21 protein-coding genes and 1 pseudogene are annotated in these 24,177 nt (G+C 59.5%); 10 read left to right on the plus strand and 12 right to left on the minus strand.

The genetic code is table 11. From position 1 onward, the window contains the following. The first annotated feature begins 9 nt into the window (after nucleotides 1–9). Nucleotides 10–219 (plus strand): cold-shock protein, encoded by a 210-nt coding sequence (locus tag HP062_RS26925; RefSeq protein ID WP_010462862.1) that lies wholly within the window; start codon nucleotides 10–12, stop codon nucleotides 217–219. A gap of 121 nt (nucleotides 220–340) precedes the next feature. Here the strand turns inward: HP062_RS26925 and HP062_RS26930 are convergent, their stop codons facing one another. The 4 genes from HP062_RS26930 to HP062_RS26945 form a co-directional block, all read right to left on the minus strand. After that, nucleotides 341–718: a hypothetical protein gene (locus tag HP062_RS26930; protein ID WP_010462860.1), complete on the minus strand. Its 378-nt coding sequence runs from the start codon at nucleotides 716–718 to the stop codon at nucleotides 341–343. Nucleotides 719–793: 75 nt separating this feature from the next. Next, nucleotides 794–1,603, minus strand: a complete 810-nt coding sequence (locus tag HP062_RS26935) for a putative RNA methyltransferase (RefSeq protein ID WP_172792328.1) — start codon at nucleotides 1,601–1,603, stop codon at nucleotides 794–796. Then, nucleotides 1,603–2,754 (minus strand): succinyl-diaminopimelate desuccinylase, encoded by a 1,152-nt coding sequence (gene dapE, locus HP062_RS26940; RefSeq protein WP_010462857.1) that lies wholly within the window; start codon nucleotides 2,752–2,754, stop codon nucleotides 1,603–1,605. The genes HP062_RS26935 and dapE overlap by 1 nt, the downstream gene beginning before the upstream one ends. Nucleotides 2,755–2,950: 196 nt before the next feature. After that, on the minus strand, nucleotides 2,951–5,542 hold the full coding sequence (locus tag HP062_RS26945; RefSeq protein ID WP_010462855.1) for a glycosyltransferase: 2,592 nt from the start codon (nucleotides 5,540–5,542) through the stop codon (nucleotides 2,951–2,953). A 217-nt stretch (nucleotides 5,543–5,759) separates the two neighbouring features. Between HP062_RS26945 and tcdA the strand changes: the two genes are divergently transcribed. Beyond that, on the plus strand, nucleotides 5,760–6,572 hold the full coding sequence (gene tcdA, locus HP062_RS26950) for a tRNA cyclic N6-threonylcarbamoyladenosine(37) synthase TcdA (RefSeq protein WP_010462854.1): 813 nt from the start codon (nucleotides 5,760–5,762) through the stop codon (nucleotides 6,570–6,572). An 88-nt stretch (nucleotides 6,573–6,660) separates the two neighbouring features. On the opposite strand, the gene HP062_RS26955 is transcribed toward tcdA, so the two are convergent. The 4 genes from HP062_RS26955 to HP062_RS26970 form a co-directional block, all read right to left on the minus strand. Continuing rightward, entirely contained in the window at nucleotides 6,661–7,065 is a 405-nt protein-coding gene (locus HP062_RS26955; RefSeq protein WP_010462851.1) for a SufE family protein, read from the minus strand. Next, entirely contained in the window at nucleotides 7,062–8,267 is a 1,206-nt protein-coding gene (locus tag HP062_RS26960; RefSeq protein ID WP_169856273.1) for an aminotransferase class V-fold PLP-dependent enzyme, read from the minus strand. The genes HP062_RS26955 and HP062_RS26960 overlap by 4 nt, the downstream gene beginning before the upstream one ends. Nucleotides 8,268–8,415: 148 nt before the next feature. Beyond that, nucleotides 8,416–9,450, minus strand: coding sequence for a 2,3,4,5-tetrahydropyridine-2,6-dicarboxylate N-succinyltransferase (gene dapD / locus HP062_RS26965; RefSeq protein WP_172792329.1), 1,035 nt, complete (start codon nucleotides 9,448–9,450; stop codon nucleotides 8,416–8,418). 33 nt (nucleotides 9,451–9,483) lie between these two features. Beyond that, nucleotides 9,484–9,792 carry an arsenate reductase gene (locus tag HP062_RS26970; RefSeq protein WP_229801834.1) on the minus strand — a complete coding sequence of 103 codons (309 nt, stop codon included), beginning with the start codon at nucleotides 9,790–9,792 and terminating at the stop codon, nucleotides 9,484–9,486. 265 nt (nucleotides 9,793–10,057) lie between these two features. Between HP062_RS26970 and HP062_RS26975 the strand changes: the two genes are divergently transcribed. Then, nucleotides 10,058–11,701: a Na+/H+ antiporter gene (locus tag HP062_RS26975; protein WP_172792330.1), complete on the plus strand. Its 1,644-nt coding sequence runs from the start codon at nucleotides 10,058–10,060 to the stop codon at nucleotides 11,699–11,701. Nucleotides 11,702–11,724: 23 nt separating this feature from the next. Here HP062_RS26975 and HP062_RS26980 read toward each other — a convergent pair whose 3' ends face one another. From HP062_RS26980 to map, 4 genes and pseudogenes are all read right to left on the minus strand, one after another. Next, the gene (locus HP062_RS26980; RefSeq protein ID WP_172792331.1) at nucleotides 11,725–12,468 is read right to left on the minus strand and encodes a M12 family metallopeptidase; all 744 of its coding nucleotides are present in this window, start codon (nucleotides 12,466–12,468) and stop codon (nucleotides 11,725–11,727) included. 369 nt (nucleotides 12,469–12,837) lie between these two features. Continuing rightward, nucleotides 12,838–14,037 carry a succinyldiaminopimelate transaminase gene (dapC, locus tag HP062_RS26985; protein WP_010462840.1) on the minus strand — a complete coding sequence of 400 codons (1,200 nt, stop codon included), beginning with the start codon at nucleotides 14,035–14,037 and terminating at the stop codon, nucleotides 12,838–12,840. A gap of 122 nt (nucleotides 14,038–14,159) precedes the next feature. Then, nucleotides 14,160–16,861 (minus strand): annotated as a pseudogene (locus tag HP062_RS26990) ([protein-PII] uridylyltransferase). 50 nt (nucleotides 16,862–16,911) lie between these two features. Beyond that, a complete protein-coding gene (gene map, locus HP062_RS26995; protein WP_010462836.1) occupies nucleotides 16,912–17,694 on the minus strand; it encodes a type I methionyl aminopeptidase in 783 nt (260 codons plus the stop codon). Between the two features lie 373 nt (nucleotides 17,695–18,067). Here map and rpsB point away from each other — a divergent pair, with 373 nt between their 5' ends. The 7 genes from rpsB to ispC all read left to right on the plus strand — a co-directional run bounded on the left by rpsB (nucleotide 18,068) and on the right by ispC (nucleotide 24,128). Continuing rightward, nucleotides 18,068–18,805 carry a 30S ribosomal protein S2 gene (rpsB, locus tag HP062_RS27000; protein ID WP_007907989.1) on the plus strand — a complete coding sequence of 246 codons (738 nt, stop codon included), beginning with the start codon at nucleotides 18,068–18,070 and terminating at the stop codon, nucleotides 18,803–18,805. A 190-nt stretch (nucleotides 18,806–18,995) separates the two neighbouring features. After that, nucleotides 18,996–19,859, plus strand: a complete 864-nt coding sequence (tsf, locus tag HP062_RS27005) for a translation elongation factor Ts (protein WP_010462832.1) — start codon at nucleotides 18,996–18,998, stop codon at nucleotides 19,857–19,859. 209 nt (nucleotides 19,860–20,068) lie between these two features. Then, entirely contained in the window at nucleotides 20,069–20,812 is a 744-nt protein-coding gene (gene pyrH, locus HP062_RS27010; RefSeq protein ID WP_003172271.1) for a UMP kinase, read from the plus strand. Next, nucleotides 20,809–21,366 carry a ribosome recycling factor gene (frr, locus tag HP062_RS27015; RefSeq protein WP_010462824.1) on the plus strand — a complete coding sequence of 186 codons (558 nt, stop codon included), beginning with the start codon at nucleotides 20,809–20,811 and terminating at the stop codon, nucleotides 21,364–21,366. The genes pyrH and frr overlap by 4 nt, the downstream gene beginning before the upstream one ends. Nucleotides 21,367–21,379: 13 nt before the next feature. Then, nucleotides 21,380–22,135, plus strand: a complete 756-nt coding sequence (gene uppS / locus HP062_RS27020) for a polyprenyl diphosphate synthase (RefSeq protein WP_010462822.1) — start codon at nucleotides 21,380–21,382, stop codon at nucleotides 22,133–22,135. Further along, nucleotides 22,135–22,941, plus strand: a complete 807-nt coding sequence (locus HP062_RS27025; protein WP_010462821.1) for a phosphatidate cytidylyltransferase — start codon at nucleotides 22,135–22,137, stop codon at nucleotides 22,939–22,941. The genes uppS and HP062_RS27025 overlap by 1 nt, the downstream gene beginning before the upstream one ends. Next, entirely contained in the window at nucleotides 22,938–24,128 is a 1,191-nt protein-coding gene (gene ispC, locus HP062_RS27030) for a 1-deoxy-D-xylulose-5-phosphate reductoisomerase (RefSeq protein ID WP_010462818.1), read from the plus strand. Before HP062_RS27025 ends, ispC begins: the two co-directional genes overlap by 4 nt. Nucleotides 24,129–24,177: the final 49 nt, after the last annotated feature.

Raw genomic sequence — 24,177 nt, forward strand, 5'->3', positions numbered from 1 at the left:
TATCAATTCATGGCTACGCGCGAAACCGGCAATGTGAAGTGGTTCAACGACGCCAAGGGCTACGGCTTCATTCAGCGCGAGGACGGGGTGGACGTGTTCGTGCACTACCGCGCGATCCGCGGCGAAGGGCATCGCTCGCTGGCTGAAGGTCAGCAGGTGGAATACGCCGTGGTGACCGGCGAGAAAGGCTTGCAGGCAGAGGATGTGGTGGGTTTGTAACCCCGCTCCTCATATCACACAAAAAACCTGTGGGAGCGAGGCTTGCCCGCGAAGGCGTCATCACTGGCGCTAAAAGCTTCGCGGGCAAGCCTCGCTCCTACAAGTTTTGTGGGAACCTGGATTACGCGGTTTTCCAGATGATTTCTTCTTCACCGTCAGCGCTGATGCGCATCCAGCGATCGGCCGTTTCTTCACCTTCTTCCTCAACCCAGCTGCCCGGTGCGCAACGCACTTCGACATTCAGTGCGGCAAACGCGGCGCGGGCGCAGGCGATGTCGTCTTCCCACGGGGTCTGGTCGCTGTCCAGGAACAGGCTGTTCCATTTGCCCACGGCTTTCGGCAGCCAGGTGACCGACACGTTGCCGGCCTTGCACTTGTAGGTCTGGCCCTTCTTGACCCATTCACTGCACTGGCCCAACGCTTCGCTAAGCCAGTCTGCAACGGCCTTGTAGTCGACGTCAGCGTCTTTCAGGTAAATCTCGATATCGGGTTGGCGCATGGATGTCCTCACTGCGGTCTTGAAAAATCCATTCGCGGATTTAGCCGGCCTCAAGCTGTTGCTCAAGACCAAAAATTATTGAAGTACGAAATAATCGTAGCGCATCGACACGGTGACCTCGAACGGCTCCGCCTGCTCGATGACCGCCGTCCGGCGTTCGGCACTGGCACGCCAGCCATGGGGCGTCATGGCCAGCAGGTTGGCGCGATCCTGACCCTTTTCCAGCGTCAGTTTGAATTCCAGGGTTTCGCTGTGTTGCAGCGCCATGCCTTCCGGCACCAGGGCCAGATGCTTGTCGTCGGTGTATTCACGGACTTCGTCGTACAGCCGCTCGCGCAATTCCATCAGATGGCCGCTGGTCGGCCCGACTTTCATCAAGCCGCCACCAGTGCTGAGCAAGCGCTTGGCTTCCTCCCAATCCAGCGGACTGAAAACGCTGGCGAGAAACTGGCAGCTCCCCGAAGCCAACGGCACCCGCGCCATGCTGGCGATCAACCAGGTCAGCTGCGGGTTGCGTTTGCAGGCGCGTTTGACCGCTTCCCGGGAGATGTCCAGCGCGTAACCGTCAGCATTCGGCAAGGACTCGGCGATTTGCGCGGTGTAGTAACCCTCGCCGCAACCGATGTCCAGCCAGCGCTGGGGCGCGTACTGCGCCGCCAGTTCCGCCAGACGCTTGGCGACCGGCGCGTAATGGCCGGCGTTCAGGAAGTCGCGACGGGCTTCGACCATGGCGAGGTTATCCCCAGGGTCGCGGCTGTTCTTGTGCTGCACTGGCAGCAGGTTCAGATAACCCTGCCGCGCACGGTCGAAACGATGCCCGGCGGGGCAGGCCACGCCGTTGTCCACCGCGTTGAGCGGTTCGCTGCAGATCGGGCAGGCGAGCATCAGGCGAGCAACTTGATCAGGGTCTGGTAGTAGATTTCGGTCAGCACATCGAGGTCGGCGGCCAGTACACGCTCGTTGACCTGGTGAATCGTCGCGTTGACCGGGCCCAGTTCAACCACTTGGGTGCCCATGGTTGCGATGAAGCGCCCGTCGGAGGTGCCACCGCTGGTGGAGGCTTTGGTTTCGCGCCCGGTGATGTCCTTGATGCTCGACGCCACGGCATCCAGCAATGCACCCGGCTCGGTCAGGAACGGCAGGCCGGACAATGCCCAGTCGATGTGCCAGTCCAGGCCATGTTTGTCGAGGATGTCGGCGACGCGCTTTTGCAGGCCTTCAACGGTGGACTCGGTGGAGAAGCGGAAGTTGAACACCGCCACCAGGTCGCCCGGAATCACGTTGGTCGCGCCGGTGCCGGAATTGACGTTGGAAATCTGGAAACTGGTCGGCGGGAAGAAATCGTTGCCGTGGTCCCAATGCTCGGCGGCCAGTTCGGCCAGGGCCGGGGCAGCGAGGTGGATCGGGTTCTTCGCCAGGTGTGGATACGCCACGTGACCTTGCACACCGCGAACGGTCAGCTTGGCACCGAGTGAACCGCGACGGCCGTTCTTGACCACGTCACCCACCAATGTAGTGCTCGATGGTTCGCCGACGATGCACCAGTCCAGACGTTCCTTGCGCGCGGCGAGGCGTTCAACCACGGCCTTGGTGCCATGGTGCGCCGGGCCTTCTTCGTCGCTGGTGATCAGGAACGCGACCTTGCCCTTGTGATCCGGGTAGTCGGCGACGAAGCGCTCGGCGGCCACGGTCATGGAGGCCAGGCTGCCTTTCATGTCGGCCGCGCCACGACCGCAGAGCATGCCGTGTTCGTCGATCAGCGCGTTGAACGGGTCGATCTGCCAGGCAGACACCGGGCCGGTCGGCACCACGTCGGTGTGTCCGGCGAAGCACAGCACCGGGCCGTCGTGTTTACCGTGGGTCGCCCAGAAGTTATCCACATCTTCGATGCGCATCGGCTCCAGGGTGAAACCGGCATCGCCCAGGCGCTGCATCATCTGCTTCTGGCAATCGGCGTCGACCGGCGTCACGGACGGACGGCGGATCAGGTCGATGGCGAGTTGAAGGGTCGGCGAAAGGTCGGCGTGGGCCGTCATGTAAGACTCCGGAGCTTTATTTGTAGGAGCGAGGCTTGCCCGCGAAGAACGATAGTGAGGTGTATCTGTTACACCGAGTCGCTTCATTCGCGGGCAAGCCTCGCTCCTACAGGAATTGAGGCAAGGCGCGCAAAATGGCGGTTATCTTAAAGCAAAACGGCGGCCATTGGCCGCCGTTTAGTGCATCTGTACTGATTTAGACAGCCGGTGCGGTCGCGGCTTCGGCCACCGGTTTCGGCAGCGAAGACAGGAACGCCATGATCAGCGCCGCCAGGTACGGCAGCGACTGCACCAGCAACATGGTCACCCAGAAGCGCATGTCGTTGCTCGGCATGCCGTTCACCAGGTAAATCCCCAGCGCCGCACCCCACAACAGCAGCATGATGAACACTTCTTCGCGGGCCTCCGAAATCGCCACCCAGAAGCCGTGGTTATCGGCGTTCTTTGGTGTGCGGAAAAACGGAATGCTGCTGGTGAAGAAACCGTACAGCACTGCTTTGGCGATGGTGTGCGACAACGCCAGCCCGGCCAGCGCCGCGCAGAACGCATCCTTGAGGTTGACCCCGACCGCACGACGGTAGAGGAAGATGATCTTGCCCACCTTGAATACGAACAGCGCCAACGGCGGGATGGCGAAAATCAGCAACGGCGGATCGACCCGCTGCGGCACGATAATCATCGCCGCCGACCACAACAGGGCGCCCACGGTGAAGAAGATGTTCATGCCGTCCGCTACCCACGGCAACCAGCCCGCGAGGAAGTGGTAACGCTGGCCACGGGTCAGCTCGCTGCCTTTGCCGCGCAGCAGGCTGGTGGTATGACGCTTGATGATCTGAATCGCACCGTAAGCCCAGCGGAAACGCTGTTTCTTGAAGTCGATAAAGGTATCGGGCATCAGGCCTTTGCCGTAGCTGGTGTGGTAATACGCCGCCGACAGGCCTTTTTCGAACACCCGCAGACCCAACTCGGCGTCTTCACAGATGCACCAGTCGGCCCAGCCCAGTTCCTCGAGCACCGAACGTCGGGTCATGGTCATGGTGCCGTGCTGGATGATCGCGTCACGGTCGTTGCGGGTGACCATGCCGATGTGGAAGAAGCCTTTGTATTCCGCGTAGCAGAGCTTCTTGAACGTGCTTTCGTTCTGATCGCGGTAATCCTGCGGCGACTGCACCACGGCGATTTTCGGGTCGGCGAAGTGCGGCACCATGTGCTTGAGCCAGTTCGGGTCGACGCAGTAGTCCGAGTCGATCACCGCGATCACTTCGGCATCCTTGGCGGTGTGCGGAATCAGGTAATTCAGCGCGCCACCCTTGAAGCCGGCCAGTGGTGCGACGTGGAAGAACTTGAAACGCGGGCCCAGGGTTGCGCAGTAATCGCGCACCGGTTCCCAGACCGCCGGGTCCTTGGTGTTGTTGTCGATGATCAGGACTTCAAAGTCCGGATAGTCGAGGTTGGCCAGGGCGTTGAGGGTCTGTTTGACCATCTCCGGCGGCTCGTTGTAGCAAGGGACATGAATCGACACTTTCGGTCGGTAGTCCGATTCGCCCACCACCGGCAGGAATTCGCGCCGACGCTTGTGGGTCCAGACCGCTTCGGCCAGTTCATGCGCTTCGGTCAGCAATACGATAAAGACCCCGAGTGCGCCCAAGGCAAGGAGAAATCCTATCGTCAGGCTGAACCAGGTGCTGTATTGCAGGCTGTAGTCGTAACCGATCCACACCAGCACCGATCCGCAGAGGAAGGCGATAAAGGTCAGGAAGGTACGGCCGCGTTGACGCAGCGCCGAGCCGTCGATCATCAGCAGGGTCAGGGACAGCAGCGCCAGGACCACCGAGCCGACCGCCAGCACGCGCCATTGCGGAATCGCGACAACCGGGCCTTCGAAGTTGAATTTCTGCTGGCGCGCGGCGTTGAAAACACCCCAGTAAGCGCCCACCGAACCTTCGTCGCTGGCCTTCCAGGGTTGGTCAAACGCTTCGATCACGAAGTAGTTGAAACCCTGGCGGTTGAGCTTGTTGACCAGCGTGCGCAGGTAAATCGCCTGGTCTGCCGGCGACGCATCGGCGCCTCCGCGCATACGGCCGTTGCTCGGCCAGCCGACTTCCGACAGCAACAGCGGTTTTTTCGGGAACATCTTTTTCAGATCACGGGCACGGTCGAGTACGAACTGCCCGGATTGCTCCATCGGCACATGTTCCCAATACGGCAAGACGTGGGCAGCGATCAGGTCGACGTGCTTGGCCAGGCTCGGGTTTTCTTCCCATACGTGCCATTGCTCGGACGTGGTCACCGGCACTTTCACTGCCGCGCGGACGCGATCCAGAATGATGCTGAGTTCCGCGGCGGTAATTTCCTTACGGAAGATCGCCTCGTTGCCTACAACCACGCGAACCACGCTGCGGGAGGTGTTGGCGAGTTCGATGGCGCGCAGGATCTCACGCTCGTTGCGTTCCTCGTCCGGGCTGATCCAGATACCGAGGGTGACCCGCAAGCCGAATTCTTCCGCCAGTTTGGGAATGTCTCCCAGGGAGCCGTCGACCGAGTAAGTACGGATGTTGTCCGTCAGCTTGCTCATGATCTCCAGGTCGCGACGCATTTCATCGTCGGTCGGGTACTGCTCCTTCTGCGGATACTGGCCTTGCTGGAACGGCGAGTACGAGAAGCCGGAGATCTGTTCGGGCCAGTTGGGGGCGGTGACCGGGCGATTGATCAGCGCCCAGAAGCCGGTAAACAAGGCGGCGATGGCGAGCACCACGACCAGGTTGAGTCCAAATTTACGCGATGACATAGCTATTTCAGGTTCCAAAGGCTGTGGAACGAAGGACCGGTCGGCGTGTGCCAAGGGGCGCGCATCCTACACCGGGCATTCCCTGAGCGTATAGCTGACAGGGAAATGCCCTACGTTTGGCAATCCCGTTTCGCATAAGTTCTTACACTTGTCGCGGGAACTTAGATCTTGTCGCTGTCTGGCCCTATAATGCGCGCCGGTTTTTGGGGTTATGGTCATGAGTACAGAAGATCCGCGGTTTGCAGGCATCGCCCGTTTGTATGGCATCGAAGGCTTGGAGCGTCTGCGCGCAGCCCATGTGGCCATCGTCGGTGTCGGTGGCGTCGGTTCCTGGGCAGCGGAAGCCATTGCCCGTTGTGGCGTCGGCGAGATTTCGCTGTTTGACCTGGACGACGTCTGCGTCAGCAACGCCAACCGCCAACTGCACGCGCTGGACAGCACTGTCGGCAAACCCAAAGTCGAGGTGATGGCCGAGCGGTTACGCGGGATCAACCCGGACTGCACGGTGCACGCGGTGGCGGATTTTGTGACGCGCGAGACCATGGCCGAGTACATCACGCCAAACATCGACTGCGTGATCGATTGCATCGACAGCGTGAATGCCAAGGCAGCGCTGATCGCCTGGTGCAAGCGCCGCAAGATCCAGATCATTACTACCGGCGGGGCAGGCGGGCAGATCGACCCGACACTGATCCAGGTCTGCGACTTGAACCGCACCTTCAATGACCCGTTGGCATCGAAAGTGCGCTCGACCCTGCGCCGTGACTACGGCTTCTCGCGTACCGTGACGCGTCATTACAGCGTGCCGTGCGTGTTTTCGACCGAGCAACTGCGCTACCCGAAACCGGATGGCAGCATCTGTTTGCAGAAGAGTTTTGTCGGCGATGGCGTGAAGCTCGACTGCGCCGGCGGGTTTGGCGCAGTGATGATGGTGACGGCGACGTTCGGCATGGTCGCGGCGACCAAGGCTGTGGATAAGATTGTGGCGGGTGTGCGGCGGCCGGCGGATCGGGTCAAGCCTGAGGTTTAAGGTTGCAGTTGTCGGCCTCATCGCGAGCAGGCTCGCTCCCACAGGTGAACGCGTTCCAATGTGGGAGCGAGCCTGCTCGCGATGGCGATTAACCAGCCAACTCATTCATCCGCTGAAGCACTGCATTGAGGCCATTACTGCGCGAAGGCGACAGTTGCCGCGAAAGCCCAAGCTGATTGAACCACTCCGGCAAATCCACCTGGCGCAACTCATCCGCCGACAAGCCGTTGACCCGCGCCAGCAGCAACGCCACCAACCCGCGGATCAACCGCGCATCGCTGCTCGCTGCAAACTGCCAGTGACCGTCATTCAACGAACCCACCAGCCACACCTGACTTTCACAGCCATGCACGCGGTTGGCGTCGACTTTATCCACATCACTCAACGCAGGCAGACGGTCGCCCCATTGCATCAGCAGCCGCGCCCGCTGCTCCCAACCGGCGGCAGCCTGAAAGGTGTCGAGTGCCATGACGGCATCAGCCGGTAAGCTCATCGCAACAACTCCAGCGCCTGATCCAGCGCTTCAAAGAACCGTTCGAGGTCTTCGGAGTCGTTGTACAGCGCCAACGACACCCGGATCGCCCCGGCCAGTTCGAAGCTTTTGAGCAACGGCATCGCACAGTGATGACCGGCGCGCACGGCGATGCCCTGTTCGGTCAGCAAATGCGCCAGGTCAGAGTTATGCACACCCTCGACGACAAAACTGGCCAACGCCAATTGCGGTTTGCCCAGCAGTCGAATGCCATTGCGCGCTTCAAGCCCTTTCAATAAATAGTCATGCAGCGCCGCTTCATGGGCCGAGACCGCGTCCTGATCAAGCCCCGCGAGATAATCCAGCGTCGCTCCCAGGCCGATCACACCGGCAATCGGCGGAGTACCGGCCTCGAAACCCAGAGGCGCGGGGCGAAAGCGTGCGCTTTGGTAATCCGCATCCAGCACCATTTCACCGCCGAATTGCCAATGGCGCAGTTGTTTCAGCGCCTCATTGCGACCGAACAGCACGCCCAGACCGTCGGGGCCATAGAGTTTGTGGCTGGAAAATACATAGAAGTCGCAACCCAGCGCCTGCACGTCATGCCGACCATGAACCACGCCTTGCGCGCCATCGACCACGGTCAACGCGTCGTGCGCCTTGGCCATCGCCAGCAAGGCGGGTAACGGCTGCCAGACACCGAGCACATTCGACAGCTGACTGACCGCCAGCAAACGGGTTCTTGGGCCGATCAATTGTGTGGCGGCGTCGAGGTCGATCACCCCGTCGGCGTCCAACGGCAGGACCACCAGTTTCAAGTCGCGCCGGTGCGCCAGTTGCTGCCACGGCAGCAGGTTGGCGTGATGCTCCAGGGCGCTGATGACAATCTCATCGCCCGGATTGAATAGATGCTCAAGGCCATAGGCCAGGAGGTTCAGCGCGGAGGTCGCGCCGTGGGTAAAGATGATCTGCCCGCAATCGCCGGCATTCAGCCATTGCGCGACTTTGCTGCGGCTGGCCTCGAATGCCTGGGTGGCATGGGCGCCGGGCAAGTGTTGCGCCCGATGTACGTTGGCCGCGCCGTTGGCGTAGTAATGCGTCAGCGCATCCAGCAAGGCTTGAGGTTTTTGCGTGGTGGCGGCGTTATCCAGATAGGTCTGGTCTTGCCGTTGGAGCGCGGCGATAGCCGGAAAGTCGGCGCGCCAGGGAGAGAGAATCATCATGCTGTCGGGCCCTGGTCAACATGGGCGGGTGAACACCTGACCTGATGGTCTGGTCTACGCCGAACCTGTAGGCGCGAAGCTTTTGGCAGCCTCAAGGGCCCCTTCGCGAGCAAGCTTCGCGCCTACAGGGTAATCCGTGTGACGCCGCTTAGTTGTGAGCGTGCAGCGCTTCGTTCAGTTCGATCGCCGATTTGTGGGTTTTGCATTCCACGGCACCGGTTTCCGAATTGCGACGGAACAGCAAGTCAGGCTGGCCAGCAAGTTCACGGGCCTTCACGACTTTCACCAGCTGGTTCTTTTCGTCCAGCAGTGCGACTTTGGTACCGGCGGTCACGTACAGGCCCGACTCGACGGTGTTGCGATCGCCCAACGGAATGCCGATACCGGCGTTCGCACCGATCAGGCAGCCTTCGCCCACCTTGATCACGATGTTGCCGCCGCCCGACAGGGTGCCCATGGTCGAGCAACCGCCACCCAGGTCAGAACCCTTGCCGACGAAGACGCCAGCGGAAACGCGGCCTTCGATCATGCCCGGGCCTTCGGTGCCGGCGTTGAAGTTGACGAAACCTTCGTGCATCACGGTGGTGCCTTCGCCGACGTAGGCGCCCAGACGAATTCGTGCCGCGTCAGCGATACGCACGCCGACCGGAACCACGTAGTCGGTCATTTTCGGGAACTTGTCTACCGAGAACACTTCCAGCAGCTCGCCGCGCAGACGGGCTTCCAGTTGGTGTTCGGCCAGTTCGGCCAGGTCGATGGCACCCTGGCTGGTCCAGGCTACGTTCGGCAGCAGCGGGAACACGCCCGCCAGGTTCAGGCCGTGCGGCTTGACCAGACGATGGGACAGCAGGTGCAGCTTGAGGTAGGCCTCAGGCGTGGAGGTCAATGGGGCGTCTTCGGCCAGGATGGTCGCGACCAACGGCTTGTGGCTCTCGGCCAGACGGGTCAACAGGGCGGCTTGGGCAGCGTCGACGCCTTTTAGCGCTTCAGCCAGTTGCGAAGCTTGGGCGGTGCTGAATGCGATGGCCTGATTGCCTTCGGTGTAGCCCAGAACCGGCGCGATGGCCGCGACCAGTTCGGCTGACGGGTTAAGCAGTGGCTGTGCGTAAAACACTTCCAGCCATGCGCCTTGACGGTTTTGAGTGCCGACACCAAAGGCCAGGCTGAACAGGGTAGTGGACATGTAAATACCTCTAACAAAATTGAACGGGCAGGCTTACTTGAGCGCCGCCGCGTAGATATCTGGCTTGAAGCCAATCAGGGTTCGGTCACCGAGATCGAGCACCGGGCGCTTGATCATCGAGGGTTGTGCGAGCATCAGTTCGATCGCTTTCGCTTGGTCGAGATCGGCTTTGCGTTCGTCGTCGAGCTTGCGAAAGGTCGTGCCTGCACGGTTCAACACCACTTGCCAGCCGTGCTCGTCGCACCATTGGGTCAGGTGTTCACGGTCGATTCCGGCCGTCTTGTAATCATGGAAGTCATAGCTGACAGCGTGTTCATCGAGCCAGGTGCGCGCCTTTTTCATGGTGTCGCAGGCTTTGATGCCGAAAAGGTGCAACGTTTTGCTTGAAACGGTCAAGGAATTGCCCCCTTTGCAGGTGCTGGAAATAAAAGGTGAAGGATTATGCCATGACCGGACGGTTTCGCGGCGGCCGCGGTCGTTTAGTCATCGTAAGCCCGCTGGGTTTGCGCTGTTTCAGGGTGATGCGACATTGGTGCAACGGTCAGCCCGCAGTCTAAGCGGCTAATATGGCACTTCAATGCTGTCGATTACCTGGGAACCGCGCTTTATGCAAACCGCCTACACCGTCCTGATCCTGCTGATCCTGCTGATGCTGGTGGGCCTTTCACGCCTGATCGGACGGGTGATCCCGCTGCCGTTGCCCTTGGTGCAAATTGCCGCGGGTGCGTTGCTCGCCTGGCCGACCCTGGGTCTGCATGTGGCGCTGGATCCGGAATTGTTCCTCTTTCTGTTCCTGCCGCCGCTGCTGTTCTCCGACGGCTGGCGTATGCCCAAACGTGAACTGTGGCGCCTGCGCGGGCCGATTCTTACCCTGGCGGTGGGGCTGGTGTTGTTTACGGTGGTCGGCGCTGGCTATTTCATACACTGGTTGTTGCCGAGTATTCCTCTGCCGGTGGCCTTTGCGCTGGCGGCCGTGCTGTCGCCGACGGATGCCGTGGCGGTCTCGGCGATTTCCCAGAACCGCTTGCCGACGCCGCTGATGCACATGCTGCAAGGCGAGGCGTTGATGAACGATGCCACGGGCCTGGTGACGTTCAAGTTTGCGTTGGCCGCAGCGGTGACCGGGGTGTTTTCGCTGGCGAATGCCAGTGTGACCTTTGTGCTGGTGGCGCTCGGCGGCCTGGCCGTCGGTGTGGCCTTGAGCTGGCTGGTGGGACGCCTGCGTTCCTGGATGATCGCTCGCGGCTGGGATGATCCGGCGACGCATGTGGTGTTCATGTTGCTGCTGCCGTTCGCGGCTTATGTGCTGGCTGAGCGTCTTGGCGCTTCCGGCATCTTGTCCGCCGTGGCTGCGGGGATGATGCAGAGCTGGCTCGACCTGCTCCCGCGCCAGACCAGCACTCGATTGCTCAACCGCAGCGTCTGGTCGTTGCTTGAGTTTGCTTTCAACGGCTTGATCTTTCTGCTGCTGGGATTGCAACTGCCGGACATCATCAAGGCGGTGGTCAGCCACGAAACATCGCTATGGCCGACGTTGCTGTATCGCTGTCTGGACGTAGTGGCGATTTTTCTGGTGCTGCTGTTGTTGCGGTTTGTCTGGGTACAGAGCATCTGGCGCTTGTCTGTTTTGCTGCGACGCCTGCGCGGTAAAGGCGAAGTGACTCAAGTGCCGACCGCGCGCTCCTGCTGGCTGCTGACGGTCGGTGGTGTACGCGGGGCGGTGACACTGGCAGGCGTGCTTTCGGTGCCGCTGCTGATGGGTGGCGACGCATTTCCCGAGCGGGACCTGCTGATTTTCATCGCCGCCGGGGTGATTCTGCTGTCCCTGATCGCCGCCTGCATCGCTTTGCCGCTGTTGCTGCGCGGCATCGAAAAAAGCCCTGACGACAAGCGCCGCAATGAAGTGCGTGATGCCTGGCGCAAAACCGCTGAAGCGGCGATTCATGCACTGGAAGTCGAGGAAGCCAAGCCTGCGGATGCGGCCGAGGCCGCGTTGGCCGTCGAACTCAAAGCGCGGATCATGTCCGAATATCGGCATCAACTGGAGGTCTTCAATGACTCGGCCGAGGCCCAGGCATTGGCATTTCAGATGGACTTGCTGGAGCGGCGTCTGCGGTTGAAGGCGCTGCGAGCGCAGCGCCTGGAGTTGTACAAACTCAGTCGTCATCACCAGATTGGTGATGACGTGTTGCGAGAAGTGTTGGGTGAGCTGGATTTGAGTGAGGCCAACCTGGGTCAAGTGAAGGCATGAGCGAAGGGGCGACCTGACGGTTTTCAGCGTGGGTAAACCGAGCTGATGAACTTGATATCTTGCTCGGACAGTTGGTTGTTTTGAGGGACTTCGATCTTGTCCCACATGACACTCGCAGGAAAGGCGTAGTGCATGATTGATTTCGGGTCGTAGGGTGTTTGCCGGGTGTGGCTGTAATCAAATTTTTTCAGGACATTCCGGTAAATCTCTTCTTCGGTCCAGCCGTGTTCTTTGAATTCGCGATAGAGAGCGGATAAATTCCAGTCCAGTGGCGCGTCGGGATGCTGATGTTCATGTTCAACCCCTAGTGCATGGCCGAACTCATGCATGGCAGCTACCGTGAAAAAAGAAGATTGGTAGTCGGTGCCCAGTATCATTGTGGGCAGGTGCGGGAGAATGTCTCGTGCGTCTGTCCCAATGACAGAGCTGCCTGCGCCATCTTTGAAGTGAGACAGTAATATTCGTATGTCCCCGTCATACAACTCGTCGTTATCGTCCAGCTCGATGAATTCAAAGTTCAGGTTTACGTGGGGCGCCCATTGGTTGATGGCGGCGACGACGGTCTGGAACATGGCTTCGTCATAGCGTGTGATAGAAATGCGCAGCGTTTGGCCGTTGGTCCAGAATTTGGCGGGCGCCGCGACGCTTCGTGTCGTGCGGGACTGGGAGTTGCCAATAGCCTCGTGATCGAGTGCTTCGGAGGCGTTAGTAGTAGAGCCGGCATCGATGAGGCCGTAAGTGCGGCAGCAGGGTTTTGGGATATTCATATATTATTGCTACTTGTGGGTGTTTAAATATTTTGATGTTTTTAAGGCGCAAAAAAACTGCTCGCATGGCAGTTACATGTGTTCTGCGTTCGATAAGTAGTAATCGATATAAAGACAAGTAGCGAATATTGTGGTGTTTCAGTATGTTTTGGTTTGATGGTGTCGTGTTGTGCGTCGTGAGTACTAAAGGTTGTTTGTGTGGTTATATAGTTAGGAGTGGCTATATATACTGGGTGGTGTCTTTTATTTCGAGTATGCAGAAGTGCTACTGGTAAGAAGTGCATTCAAGTAATTTGAATGTCTGTAACGGGGTGAGTTCGGCTTTATAAACAAGCCCCGCGCCATGGGGTATGGCGCGGGGTGTCAGAGTTATTTATGGCGCGTAATAAAGGCGCGGATGCGTTCTGCGGCTTCTATGCATTCTGCCAGTGGCGCAACCAGCGCCAAGCGTACACGGCCTGCGCCCGGGTTGAAGCCATCAACTGCGCGGGACAGATAAGAACCCGGCACCACGGTCACGTGTTCTTCCACAAACAGATCACGGCAGAACGCCTCGTCATCGCCTTCAACATTCGGCCACAGGTAAAAACCACCATCCGGACGCTGCACGTCCATCACCGGGCTGAGGATTGCCAGCACCGCATCGTACTTCTCGCGGTACAGCGCACGGTTGGCGCGCACATGTACTTCGTCATTCCACGCGGCGACGCTGGCCAGTTGGGTTTGAACGGGCATGGCGCAGCCGTGGTAGGTGCGATAGAGCAGGAAGCCCTTGAGGATGTCGGCGTCACCGGCGACAAAACCTGAACGCAGGCCCGGCAGGTTGGAGCGCTTGGACAGGCTGTGGAACACCACGCAGCGTTTGAAGTCCTTGCGGCCCAGTTCCACGCAAGCGCTGAGCAGGCCCGGCGGCGGTGTCTGTTCGTCGAAATACAGCTCGCTGTAGCATTCGTCAGCGGCGATCACGAAGTTGTATTCGTCAGCCAGGGCGATCAGTTTTTTCAGGGTGTCGAGCGGAATCAGCGCGCCGGTCGGGTTGCCTGGCGAGCACAGGAACAGGATCTGGCAGCGTTTCCAGATGTCCGGCGAGACAGCGTCGAAATCCGGGTTGAAGCCGTTTTCGTCCAGGCACGGCAGATAGTGCGGCTTGGCCCCGGCGAGGAACGCCGCGCCTTCGTAGATCTGATAGAACGGATTCGGGCTGACCACCAGCGCGTCTTCGCCACGGTTGACCACGGTCTGGGTGAAGGCAAACAGTGCTTCTCGGGTGCCATTGACTGGCAACACGTTGCGCGCCGGGTCGAGCCAGCCGGTCGGAACGCTGAAGCGGCGTTCACACCATGCAGCGATAGCTTCACGCAGGGCCGGGATTCCGAGGGTAGTCGGATACACGGCCATCTGATCCAGATTGCTTGCCAGGGCTTCAGCGACAAAGCTTGGCGAACGGTGCTTCGGCTCGCCGATGGACAGCGCGATGGCGCGCTTTTCCGGGTTTGGCGTGACGCTGCCGAGCAGGGCGCGGAGCTTCTCGAACGGGTAGGGCTGCAACTGGTTCAGAGCGTTGTTCATGAGGGGGCCTCGTTCATTGTGGGAGCGAGCCTGCTCGCGAAGGCGGTGTGTCAGAAACGATGATGTTGACTGACCCTCCGCTATCGCGAGCAGGCTCGCTCGCACAGGGGAAAATTGTGAGTTCAGATACTGATGCGTGACAATTTGATATCGGGTTCGTTACTGACGGTCAGCTGTTCAACGATCGCATCTTGCAAGCGGGTACACAGCAGCGGGTCGGACAATGGCTGGTTGTTCGCGTCGGTGATAAAGAACACGTCTTCCACGCGTTCGCCCAAGGTCGCAATCTTGGCGTTCTGCAGCGACAGGTCGAACTCGAGGAAGATCGTGCCGATCCGCGCCAGCAGACCCGGACGGTCCGGAGCACTGAGTTCCAGCACCGTCACCGGACGCTGAGCGTCGTTGTGGATCGTCACCTGTGGCGCAAACGCGAAATGCTTGAGCTGACGCGGCACGCGGCGCTGGATGATGGTCGGGTAGTCGTCCGGGTTGCGCAGGGCTTCGGTCAGACCCTCGCGGATCTGTTTGACCCGCGCCGGGTTATCACCGATCGAGTCGCCGTCAGTGTCGAGCACGATATAGGTGTCGAGGGTGAACTGGCTGCTGGAGGTGATGACCCGGGCGTCGTGAATGTTCAGGTTGAGCTGGTCCATCGCGGCCACGGTCACGGCGAAGAAGTCATGCTGGTCAGGTGCGTAGATGAAGATCTGCGTACCCCCTCGAATTCACGCTGGGTGGTTTCCTTGATCAGCACCAGCGGCCCGCCATCGGCCGGTTGCTGGAGGATCGCGTCACTGTGCCAGGCGACGTCGCCGGCGGTGTGACGCAGGAAGTAGTCATCGCCCAATTGCGACCACAGCTGTTCGACATCGTCCGGGTCGGTACCGCCGCGCACCAGGATGTCCAGGGCGGCGCTCTGAGTCTGGCGGATCTGCATTTCGCGGTCCACCGGGTTTTCCAGGCCGCGTCGCAAGGCGCGCTTGGTCTCGGTGTAGAGCTGGCGCAAGAGGCTGGCGCGCCATGAGTTCCACAGGGTCGGGTTGGTGGCGTTGATGTCGGCAACGGTCAATACGTACAGGTAGTCGAGACGGGTTTCGTCGCCGACGGCCTGGGCGAAATCGTGGATCACCTGCGGGTCGGACAAGTCCTTGCGCTGGGCGGTGGTCGACATCACCAGGTGATTCTGCACCAGCCAGACGATCAGGCGAGTGTCCCATACCGGCAATTGGTGGCGCTGGCAAAAGGCTTCGGCATCCACCGCGCCGATTTCCGAGTGGTCGCCATGCCGGCCTTTGCCGATGTCGTGGTATAGGCCTGCCAGGTAAATCAGCTCGGGCTTGGGCAGCTTGGCCATGAGCTTGCTGGCCAGCGGGAATTTTTCCGATACCTGGGTGTACTGCAACTTGCGCAGGTGCTTGATCAGATTCAGGGTGTGGGCGTCGACCGTATAGATATGAAAGAGGTCGTGTTGCATCTGCCCGACAATGAAGCCGAACTCCGGCAGGTAACGCCCGAGGATGCCGTAGCGGTTCATCCGGCGCAGGTTGCGGTGGATACCGATCTTGCACTTGAACAGCTCGATGAACAGGCTGGTGTTGCGAATGTCATTGCGGAAATCGTCGTCGATCAGGTGACGATGCTCGCGCAGCAGACGAATGGTGTCGGCGCGCACGCCTTTGATTTCCGGTTGCTGGGCCATCAGCACGAAGATCTCGAGCATGGCGAACGGCGTGCGACGGAACACGTTGTCGTTGCGCGCTTCGATATAGCCATCGTGTAGCTGGAACCGCGAGTTGATCGGCTGCGGCGGCGCTTCGTCTTCCGGGGCGAGGATGACTTCTTCGAAGTGCTGAATGATGAGGTCGCTGAGCTGGGCAATGCTCATGACCACCCGGTAATACTGCTGCATGAAGTTTTCGATGGCTTGCTTGGCGTCATCGCCCTCGAAACCCAGTAGCCCGGCAATCGAGCGCTGGTGGTCGAACAGCAAGCGGTCTTCGGAACGACCGGCGAGCATGTGCAGCGCGTACCGGACCTTCCACAAAAACTCCTGGGACGAGGCGAGCAGGGCGTTTTCGCTTTCGACCAGAAAGCCTTCGCCGGCCAGTGCTCGCAGGTTCAGGGTGCCGTATTCGCGACGGGCCACCCACAGAATCGTCTGAATGTCCCGCAGGCCGCCGGGCGAACCTTTGACGTTGGGTTCCAGGTTGTATTCGGTGTCGTTGTATTTGTGGTGACGGGCCTTTTGCTCGGCGCGCTTGGCCAGGAAGAACTCCTTGCTCGGCCACATGTGCGCGGTGCTGGTGACGTCAAGCATGCGCTGGCGCAAACGCTCGGGACCGCAGATGGTGCGGCTTTCCATCAGGTTGGTGACCACCGTCAGGTCGGCGCGGGCTTCAATGGCGCATTCGTCCACCGAGCGAACGCTCTGGCCGACTTCCAGGCCGATGTCCCACAACAGCGTCAGAAAACGCTCGATGGAATCGCGGAAAACTTCGTGATCGGCGCTGTCCAGCAGGATCAGCAGGTCGATGTCGGAATAAGGGTGCAACTCACCGCGACCGTAGCCACCGACCGCGACCAGCGCGATGTCGGCGTCTTCGCTCCAGTTGAACTGCTCCCAGGCCTTTTGCAGGATGTTATCGACGAACCAGGCGCGATCCTCGATCAGCCGGCGAATGTCCCGGCCGCTGCGAAAGCGCCCGTCGAGCACCTCGCGGGCCTGGCGGATCGCCTTCTTGAAGGCCGCGATCGGGCTTGCCTTCAGGGCCAGTTCAGCCTGGAACTGGCCGCGGTCGAAGAGTTCGGGATCCACCTGCGGCATCGATTGGCTTTCCTATCTAACTATAAGGCTGGGAGCTGCCTGGGTTCGGATCAGGCCGAAACGCGCGGGATGGTGTCATCGGCGCGCAAGGTGAAGATCTCGTAACCGGTCTCGGTCACCAGCAGGGTGTGCTCCCACTGGGCCGACAACTTGCGGTCCTTGGTGATCGCGGTCCAGCCGTCGCCCAATACCTTGGTGTCAGCCTTGCCCTGGTTGATCATCGGCTCGATGGTGAAGGTCATGCCCGCTTTCAGCTCCATGCCGGTGCCGGCGCGGCCGTAATGCAGGATTTGCGGCTCTTCGTGAAACACCTTGCCGATGCCATGGCCGCAGAACTCGCGAACCACCGAGAAACCGTTCTTTTCAGCGTGTTTCTGGATGATTTCACCGATGTCGCCCAGGCGGCAGCCGGGTTTGACGATCTCGATGGCCTTGTACATGCATTCCTGAGTCACTTGCGACAGGCGCTCGGCCCAGACCGGCACGCTGCCGACGTGGAACATGCGGCTGGTGTCGCCGTGGAAACCGTCCTTGATGACGGTGACGTCGATGTTCAGGGTGTCGCCATCCTTCAGCGGCTTCTCGTTCGGGATGCCGTGGCAGACCACGTGGTTGATCGAGGTGCAGATCGACTTCGGGTAGCCTTTGTAGTTGAGCGGGGCAGGGATGGCTTTCTGCTCGTTGACGATGTAGTCGTGGCAGATGCGGTCCAGCTCTTCGGTGGTGATCCCCGGCTTGACATGTTCGGCAATCATTTCCAGCACATCGGCGGCCAGTTTGCCGGCGACACGCATCTTTGCGATGTCCTCGGGGGTTTTGAGGGTGACGGTCATACAGGCTCTCTCTGCGCTCAATGGCGCTTGCTAAAACGAAATGGGCATTGCGCGTTCGATCTTCGCGGCCCTGAAAAACGCAATTCTAACAGACGATCAGCGCAAATCTGAGCCTCTGTGCATCGCTTCTCTCTATAGATTGGCGCATTCTTGGGCGATTCCAAGTGCGCGGTTGAAGTCACGCATCAGGAATTGAGAATCCGGGTTCCGTTTTTTGCATCCCTGTGATATAAAATGCGCCGCTTTCCGGGGATACCCCGAAAGGCTTAAATCCACACACGTGTCGACACGATGACCTGGGTGCCTTCAGCTGATGCTGCTGGTTGGTCATTGGGATACGTGGAGGCCAAACCCGACTTATTAAGGAACTATCATGTCCCAAGTCAACATGCGCGATATGCTGAAGGCCGGTGTGCACTTCGGTCACCAGACCCGTTACTGGAACCCGAAAATGGGTAAGTACATTTTCGGCGCGCGTAACAAGATTCACATTATCAACCTTGAAAAAACCCTGCCAATGTTCAACGAAGCTCTGACTTTCGTAGAGCGTCTGGCCCAGGGCAAAAACAAGATCCTGTTCGTCGGCACCAAGCGTTCCGCTGGCAAGATCGTTGCTGAAGAAGCAGCACGTTGCGGTTCGCCGTACGTCGATCACCGCTGGTTGGGCGGCATGCTGACCAACTTCAAAACCATCCGTGCTTCCATCAAGCGTCTGCGTGACCTTGAAGTGCAAGCCGAAGACGGTACTTTCGCCAAGCTGACCAAGAAAGAAGCGCTGATGCGCACTCGCGATCTTGAGAAGCTCGATCGTTCCCTGGGTGGTATCAAGGACATGGGCGGTCTGCCAGACGCTCTGTTCGTTATCGACGTTGATCACGAGCGCATCGCGATCACCGAAGCCAACAAGCTGGGCATCCCGGTTATCGGCGTAGTCGATACCAACAGCAGCCCGGAAGGCGTTGACTACATCATCCCAGGCAACGATGACGCAATCCGCGCTATCCAGTTGTACATGGGTTCGATGGCTGACGCAGTCATCCGCGGTCGCAACCACGTTGCTGGCGGCACCGAGCAGTTCGTTGAAGAAGCTCCGGCGGCTGCAGCTGAGTAATTGACGCCCTGGCGTTGACTCAGTAAGCAAAAAGGGGGCTTGGCCCCCTTTTTGCCACCTCGAAAACCGTTTGTGGGCAGCGCAGCTACAGCCTTTGTAACGTGCAGCCGCTAACAAATGGGGTCGGGAAGAATTGATCGCCCGTTTGATCGGGTGGAATGGTTGAAAACCTATCCAAGAGGATTTTGAAATGGCAGAGATTACTGCAGCGTTGGTTAAAGAACTGCGTGAGCGTACCGGCGAAGGCATGATGGATTGCAAAAAGGCCTTGACCAAGGCCGGCGGCGACATCGAAAAAGCCATTGATGACATGCGTGCTTCCGGCGCCATCAAGGCTGCCAAGAAAGCAGGCAACGTAGCTGCTGAAGGCGCTATCGCTCTTAAAGAAGACGGTAAAACCGCCGTTCTGTTGGAAGTTAACTCGCAGACTGACTTCCTGGCCCTGCAAGACGACTTCAAGGCATTTGTTGCTTCCAGCGTTGAAAAAGCGTTCGCTGACAAGCTGACTGATGTCGCTCCGCTGATCGAAGCTCAAGAAGCCGATCGCCTGGTTCTGGTCGGCAAGGTTGGCGAAAACGTTAACATCCGTCGCCTGGCTCGCGTTGAAGGTGATGTTGTTGGTGGTTACCTGCACGGCAACAAGATCGGTGTTGCGGTTGTTCTCAAAGGCGGCACCGTTGAGCTGGCCAAAGACATCGCCATGCACGTAGCGGCCACCAACCCTGAATTCCTGCTGCCATCGGAAGTTTCCGCTGAAGCGGTCGAGCGCGAAAAAGGCGTTTTCCTGACCCTCAACGCTGACAAGATCGCTGGCAAGCCAGAAAACATCGTTGAAAACATGGTCAAAGGCCGTATCAGCAAGTTCCTGGCTGAAGCGAGCCTGGTTGAACAGGCGTTCGTCAAGAACCCTGAAATCAAGGTCGGCGAACTGGCCAAGAAAGCCGGTGCTGAAATCGTTTCTTTCACCTACTTCAAAGTAGGCGAAGGCATCGAGAAGCCGGTCGACAACTTCGCTGAAGAAGTTGCTGCCCAGCTGGCTGCCGCCAAGCAATAAGACGGTTTTTAACTGTCGCCCTGAAGAGGCTGCCCGCTTACGCGCGCAGCCTCTTTTCAGATGGGGCACCAATTTTTATTGGTTTCCCTTTGGAACTGGCTTACAAAGCCATGTTCCGATGGCGCTGAAGCAGCGCCAAGCTAGAGTGAACGCCAGCTGTAAACAGCTCGCAAAGAATTTTTAAAAATACGCCGCAGGAGAGATTCGCAATGGCTCAGCAGGGCAGTGGTTATCAGGCTCGCTATAAACGCATTCTACTCAAGCTTAGCGGCGAGGCCCTGATGGGCTCGGAAGAGTTCGGGATCGATCCGAAAGTTCTGGATCGCATGGCGCTTGAAGTCGGCCAACTGGTCGGCATCGGTGTTCAGGTCGGTCTGGTGATCGGCGGTGGCAACCTGTTCCGCGGTGCAGCGCTGAGCGCGGCCGGCATGGATCGGGTAACGGGCGACCACATGGGCATGCTGGCCACTGTGATGAACGCCTTGGCCATGCGCGATGCGCTGGAACGTGCCAATATCTCGGCCATCGTGATGTCGGCCATTTCCATGGTGGGCGTGACTGATCACTATGATCGTCGCAAAGCCATGCGTCACCTGAACGCCAAGGAAGTGGTGATTTTCGCCGCCGGTACCGGGAATCCGTTCTTCACTACGGATTCGGCAGCCTGCTTGCGAGCAATCGAAATCGACGCCGATGTCGTGCTCAAGGCGACCAAGGTCGATGGCGTCTACACCGCTGACCCATTCAAAGACCCGCATGCCGAGAAGTTCGATCATCTGACTTACGATGAAGTGCTGGATCGCAAGCTGGGCGTGATGGATTTGACGGCCATTTGCCTGTGCCGCGACCACAAGATGCCGTTGCGCGTCTTTAACATGAACAAGCCCGGCGCCCTGCTGAACATCGTGCATGGCGGCGCTGAAGGGACCCTGATCGAGGAAGGCCAACAATGATCAATGAAATCAAGAAAGACGCTCAAGAGCGCATGAAAAAATCCGTGGAATCGCTGCTGCACAACTTCGGCCGTATTCGTACCGGCCAGGCGCACCCAAGCATTCTTGAAGGCGTGATGGTGCCGTATTACGGTTCCGACACCCCGATCAAGCAGGTGGCGAACATCACCGTCAAAGACGCCCGTACCCTGCAAGTCGTGGCCTTTGAGCGCAACATGCTGGGTGCTGTCGACAAGGCCATCGGTAGTGCGGGTCTGAACCTCAACCCGACCAACCTGGGCGAGTTGTTGCTGATCTCCATGCCGGCCCTGACCGAAGAAACCCGCAAGGGCTTCACCAAGCAGGCTCGTGACGTCGCTGAAGATGCCCGTGTTGCCGTGCGCAACATCCGTCGCGATGCCAACAGCTCGCTGAAGGATCTGGTCAAGGAAAAAGAAATCAGCGAAGACGAAGAGCGTCGCGCCACTGGCGAGATCGACGATTTGACCAAGAAGTATGTGGCTGAAATCGACGCACATCTGGCACAGAAAGAAAAAGACCTGATGGCCGTATAAGGGTCGCGTTTTCATGGAAAAGACTAAGCAGACTGCGCCGTCCGCGGTGCCGCGCCATGTCGCGATCATCATGGATGGTAATAATCGCTGGGCGAAAAAACGCTTTATGCCGGGTGTCGCCGGGCATAAAGCGGGCGTGGATGCAGTTCGCGCAGTGATTGAGGTGTGTGCCGAGGCCGGGGTCGAGGTATTGACCCTGTTCGCCTTCTCCAGTGAGAACTGGCAGCGCCCGGCCGATGAAGTCAGTGCCTTGATGGATCTGTTCTTCAAGGCGTTGCGTCGCGAGGCCAAGCGCCTCAATGACAACAACATCAGTCTGCGCATCATCGGTGATCGTTCGCGCTTTCATCCCGAGCTTCAAGTGGCCATGCGTGAAGCCGAGGCGATGACTGCTGGTGCCAACCGCTTTGTCCTGCAGATTGCCGCCAACTACGGCGGCCAGTGGGACATCGCGCAAGCCGCGCAGCGTCTGGCGCGGGAGGTTCAGGCCGGGCACCTGCGTCCTGAGGACATCACTCCGGAGCTGTTGCAGACCTGTCTGGCCACGGGCGATCTGCCGTTGCCAGACTTGTGCATCCGCACCGGTGGCGAGCACCGCATCAGTAACTTCCTGCTCTGGCAACTGGCTTATGCCGAGTTGTACTTCTCCGACCTGTTCTGGCCGGACTTCAAACACGACGCCATGCGTAACGCGCTGGCCGATTTCGCTTCTCGCCAGCGCCGCTTCGGTAAAACGAGCGAGCAGGTCGAGGCTGGAGCCCGGGTTTAATGCTCAAACAACGAATCATCACCGCGCTGATCCTGCTGCCGATCGCTTTGTGCGGGTTTTTCCTGCTCGAAGGCACAGGCTTTGCGCTGTTCATCGGGCTGGTCGTGACCCTCGGCGCGTGGGAATGGGCTCGCCTGGCAGGCTTCAACGCCCAGCCGATTCGCGTGGCCTACGCGGTTGTGGTCGCCTTGATGTTATTTGTCATGCACATCCTGCCGGGGCTCGCGCCCTGGGTATTGGGCGCTTCGGTGCTCTGGTGGGGTGTGGCGACGTATCTGGTGCTGACATACCCGCGTTCCAGCGAGCACTGGTCCAGCGCCGCCTGCAAGCTGGTGATCGGTTTGCTGATCCTGCTGCCGGCCTGGCAGGGGCTGGTCCAGATCAAGCAGCAACCTTTGGGTAACTGGTTGATCATGGCGGTGATGGTCCTGGTCTGGGGTGCCGATATCGGCGCGTATTTTTCCGGCCGGGCCTTTGGCAAGCGCAAGCTGGCGCCGCAGGTCAGTCCTGGCAAGAGCTGGGAAGGCGTGTACGGCGGCTTGCTGTTGAGTCTGGTGATCACGGCGATCGTTGGTTTTGTGCGTGACTGGAGTTTCGTGCAAATGCTGATGGGCCTGATCGGTGCGGCAGTGATCGTTTTCATCTCGGTCGTGGGCGACCTCACCGAGAGCATGTTCAAGCGTCAATCGGGGATCAAGGACAGCAGTAACTTGCTGCCGGGCCACGGCGGGGTGCTGGATCGCATCGACAGCCTGACGGCCGCGATCCCGGTCTTTGCCGTGTTGTTGTGGATGGCTGCACCGTGAACCGCCCACAACAAATTACCGTTCTGGGGGCGACCGGCTCCATCGGTCTGAGCACCCTGGACGTGATCGCTCGCCATCCCGAGCGTTATCAGGTGTTCGCCTTGAGCGGTTTTACTCGCCTGAGTGAGCTGCTGGCTTTGTGCGTGCGTCATACGCCGCAGTTTGCCGTCGTGCCGGAAGCGGGCGCAGCCCGAGCCTTGCAGGTCGACTTGCGCGCCGCAGGCCTCTCGACCCGCGTGCTGGTTGGGGAGGAGGGGCTGTGTCAGGTGGCTTCCGACCCTGAGGTCGATGCGGTCATGGCGGCCATCGTCGGCGCGGCGGGCTTGCGTCCGACCCTGGCGGCAGTCGAGGCGGGCAAGAAGATTCTGCTGGCCAACAAAGAAGCGCTGGTCATGTCGGGTGCGCTGTTCATGCAGGCCGTGCGCAAAAGCGGTTCAGTGCTGCTGCCGATCGATAGCGAGCACAACGCGATTTTTCAATGCATGCCACAGGATTTCGCCCGCGGACTTGGCGCGGTGGGCGTGCGTCGGATTCTGCTGACTGCTTCTGGTGGTCCGTTCCGACAGACACCGATGGCCGAACTGGTGCATGTTTCCCCTGAGCAAGCGTGCGCTCATCCGAACTGGTCCATGGGGCGTAAGATTTCGGTTGATTCGGCCAGCATGATGAACAAAGGGCTCGAGTTGATCGAGGCCTGCTGGCTGTTCGACGCCAAGCCATCCCAGGTCGAAGTGGTGATTCATCCTCAGAGCGTGATTCATTCGCTGGTCGACTATATCGATGGCTCGGTACTGGCCCAGTTGGGCAATCCTGACATGCGCACGCCGATCGCCAACGCCCTGGCCTGGCCAGAGCGCATCGATTCTGGTGTGGCGCCACTGGATCTGTTTGCCATCGCGCGACTGGACTTCCAGGCGCCCGATGAAGAGCGTTTCCCTTGCCTGCGCCTTGCGCGTCAGGCTGCCGAAGCCGGCAATAGCGCGCCGGCCATGCTCAATGCGGCGAATGAAGTGGCTGTCGCGGCGTTTCTCGACGAGCGGGTTCGCTACCCGGAAATCGCGAGTATCATCGAGGAAGTGTTAAACCTTGAGCCGGTCGTTGCGGTGGATGATCTCGAGGCGGTGTTTACCGCCGACGCGAAAGCGCGGGTACTCGCCGAACAATGGTTGAGTCGTCACGGGCGGTAAGTGCTGCAATACGTTGACCCATGCGGCATTGGACAGGATTGCGGAGAAA

It is taken from the genome of Pseudomonas sp. B14-6, from assembly GCF_013260315.1.
Classification (GTDB): domain Bacteria; phylum Pseudomonadota; class Gammaproteobacteria; order Pseudomonadales; family Pseudomonadaceae; genus Aquipseudomonas; species Aquipseudomonas mandelii.

Excerpts from the sequence above, each read along its gene's own strand:
- rpsB (WP_007907989.1), top strand. The coding sequence starts at position 18,068 with ATGTCCCAAGTCAACATGCGCGATATGCTGAAGGCCGGTGTGCACTTC.
- uppS (WP_010462822.1), top strand. The coding sequence starts at position 21,380 with ATGGAAAAGACTAAGCAGACTGCGCCGTCCGCGGTGCCGCGCCATGTC.
- map (WP_010462836.1), bottom strand. The coding sequence starts at position 17,694 with ATGACCGTCACCCTCAAAACCCCCGAGGACATCGCAAAGATGCGTGTC.
- tsf (WP_010462832.1), top strand. The coding sequence starts at position 18,996 with ATGGCAGAGATTACTGCAGCGTTGGTTAAAGAACTGCGTGAGCGTACC.
- pyrH (WP_003172271.1), top strand. The coding sequence starts at position 20,069 with ATGGCTCAGCAGGGCAGTGGTTATCAGGCTCGCTATAAACGCATTCTA.
- dapD (WP_172792329.1), bottom strand. The coding sequence starts at position 9,450 with ATGTCCACTACCCTGTTCAGCCTGGCCTTTGGTGTCGGCACTCAAAAC.
- HP062_RS26925 (WP_010462862.1), top strand. The coding sequence starts at position 10 with ATGGCTACGCGCGAAACCGGCAATGTGAAGTGGTTCAACGACGCCAAG.
- dapE (WP_010462857.1), bottom strand. The coding sequence starts at position 2,754 with ATGACGGCCCACGCCGACCTTTCGCCGACCCTTCAACTCGCCATCGAC.
- tcdA (WP_010462854.1), top strand. The coding sequence starts at position 5,760 with ATGAGTACAGAAGATCCGCGGTTTGCAGGCATCGCCCGTTTGTATGGC.
- dapC (WP_010462840.1), bottom strand. The coding sequence starts at position 14,037 with ATGAACAACGCTCTGAACCAGTTGCAGCCCTACCCGTTCGAGAAGCTC.
- HP062_RS27025 (WP_010462821.1), top strand. The coding sequence starts at position 22,135 with ATGCTCAAACAACGAATCATCACCGCGCTGATCCTGCTGCCGATCGCT.
- HP062_RS26970 (WP_229801834.1), bottom strand. The coding sequence starts at position 9,792 with ATGAAAAAGGCGCGCACCTGGCTCGATGAACACGCTGTCAGCTATGAC.
- HP062_RS26960 (WP_169856273.1), bottom strand. The coding sequence starts at position 8,267 with ATGATGATTCTCTCTCCCTGGCGCGCCGACTTTCCGGCTATCGCCGCG.
- frr (WP_010462824.1), top strand. The coding sequence starts at position 20,809 with ATGATCAATGAAATCAAGAAAGACGCTCAAGAGCGCATGAAAAAATCC.
- HP062_RS26945 (WP_010462855.1), bottom strand. The coding sequence starts at position 5,542 with ATGTCATCGCGTAAATTTGGACTCAACCTGGTCGTGGTGCTCGCCATC.
- HP062_RS26980 (WP_172792331.1), bottom strand. The coding sequence starts at position 12,468 with ATGAATATCCCAAAACCCTGCTGCCGCACTTACGGCCTCATCGATGCC.
- HP062_RS26955 (WP_010462851.1), bottom strand. The coding sequence starts at position 7,065 with ATGAGCTTACCGGCTGATGCCGTCATGGCACTCGACACCTTTCAGGCT.
- HP062_RS26935 (WP_172792328.1), bottom strand. The coding sequence starts at position 1,603 with ATGCTCGCCTGCCCGATCTGCAGCGAACCGCTCAACGCGGTGGACAAC.
- HP062_RS26975 (WP_172792330.1), top strand. The coding sequence starts at position 10,058 with ATGCAAACCGCCTACACCGTCCTGATCCTGCTGATCCTGCTGATGCTG.
- HP062_RS26930 (WP_010462860.1), bottom strand. The coding sequence starts at position 718 with ATGCGCCAACCCGATATCGAGATTTACCTGAAAGACGCTGACGTCGAC.